General features: G+C 59.5%; 2 protein-coding genes. Both read left to right on the top strand.

All coding sequences use genetic code 11. From position 1 onward, the window contains the following. Positions 1-482, top strand: a 482-nt coding sequence (locus NUW23_08180) for a hypothetical protein (GenBank protein MCR4426146.1), incomplete at its 5' end; no start/stop codon positions are given. A gap of 60 nt (positions 483-542) precedes the next feature. Beyond that, positions 543-1,655: a hypothetical protein gene (locus tag NUW23_08185; GenBank protein MCR4426147.1), complete on the top strand. Its 1,113-nt coding sequence runs from the start codon at positions 543-545 to the stop codon at positions 1,653-1,655. Positions 1,656-2,010 lie beyond the last annotated feature (355 nt).

Here is a 2,010-nt window from a genome sequence, read left to right on the forward strand (position 1 = left end):
TCTCCTGCTGCCACCATCGCCTACTGCCTTTTACACCAGGATATGGACTCTACTGGACGGTAGTACTCGGTCTCCTCGTGTTTCTGGTCTTCGGTATGTATATTGCCTCTCCAATTTCGGCCGCGCAGGGAGCGACCGGCTGGGTGGAGATAACAGTCTTCCTGAAAGGCGAGAACATGTCCGGCCGATGCCAGGCGGCAGTGACCTCGCTTGGCGGTTCCTACCCTTACTTCCTTGAGCCATCCGGCGGCCTCATATCCGCGGACCTTCCCCAAGGCTCGTACATGATAACCGTTGTGCCCATGTTGGACTCCGGTCCGGATACGGCCCCCAGCATCATCATGGTCGATGTCGCCGCGGGCTCTGTGACCAAGAGGTCAGTCATGCTCAGCACGGGGCAGGTGCCGGACCTGTCGGGTCTAAGTGGCATGATGTCCGGCGAGGGCTGGCCGGGGACTTCGGACATGACCAGTCAACCATGACCCGAATCACCGTCGTCCGAATCACTATGGCCAGAATCAGCATGGCCCGAATCATCATGGATGGAAGAAGAGGACCGGCGCGGATCGGAAAGAGTGAACCTGGAAGAAGTCATCGGCGAACTCAATCTCGTAGATATTGCTGAGAGAGACAAGGAGCAATACTATGACCCTCTACCTTTTGACCAGAAGTTCTGGGTGGACCAACAGTTGCTCAGACTGGACTTGGACGAGCCGTTCCTCAGCATGGCAGTGAATGAGTTGACTTCAGCTGCTGTGGCTCTGACGGGGCTTCGGGCGTCGGAGGCCATCGCAGTCATTTTCTCAACTGCTGCCGCAGCCGCTAAGCCATTGGATTCTCTCGCAGTCAACAATTTCGGAGCAGTCCTCCACGTTATCGGCGCCGTTCGAGATTCTGTCAATGTGCTCAACTATGCTCGCGCGCTTGCGCCCAAGTCGCCTACGATACTCATTAACCTGGGCAACTTCGTTTATGACCTGGGCGACCTCGAGGTGGCCGAGAAGCTATACAAGTCCGCGATCGCAGCCGACCCAGAGTACGGCGCCGACCATCGCTCGCTGGGCGACCTGTATCTTGAACGGGGCGATTGGCGCAGGGTGTTAGAAGAGTACCCGCAAGCGGCGGACAAGTTCGCGTACGCGCCGTCAGTATCGCGGGGCACAGGTAAGGCGTCGGACGAGTCGGGCGATGGTCCTATCAAGCCCTCTTGGGGCGGTTCAGGTGAAGAAGATTCCGGGAGCGGAGAAGGAGCAGGCGGCGACGGCCGGGGAGGCAGCGCCGGGTCCGGCGCACGCAGCTCCGGCGGTTCGGGCGGCTCGGGCGAAAGGCCGAGGCCCGGGTCCGGGCAGATCCAGATCCCTTCACTGCCCGGCTGGCGCGACCCCCAGACCCTGGCAGCATCCTTACAGGAGCTGTTGAGCTGGAGGGAAAGGATCATTAGGGAGATGGCGGACGAGGGAAAGCAGGGCGCTTCCACGAGGCAACCGTCCGCCGGACAGATCAGCTACGACAAGTACCTGTACCAATTGTCCTACCTGGGCAATTACTATGACCACAGAATCGAGGGAATCGCCCAACCCGGCGACTTCTACACCTACACTCACAGAGAGCTGACGCTCAATATGCCCCTGGAAGAGGAAGGGATTCTGCGTTAATGGATAACCCGGATGGGCCAAGCCTCCACACAAGCGGAGGTAGAGAATCCAGCGGCTACCTACTCTCCCGGGCCGTTGCCAAGCCTCCACACAAGCGGAGGTAGAACGCCTGAGGCAGCTTGCGTGCGAACACCTCAGAGGTCTCTGGGATCGCCACTACGCTGCCTGGCTTGGGGAGGCGAAGAGATGTTGCTCCAATGTCGAACGTCTGCTCGAGGATTACTGGGCCGACTCAGCGCGCCTGGTGGACCAGATCTACAATGATGAGGAGTTCCGGGAGGCGGACAGAACCCGGCGCATGTTTGTGCAGATCCGGGTGTTGGACCTGGTTGAGACATGGTCGCTTGCGGCTACC

This window comes from Bacillota bacterium (assembly GCA_024655925.1).
GTDB lineage: Bacteria > Bacillota > DTU025 > DTU025 > JANLFS01 > JANLFS01.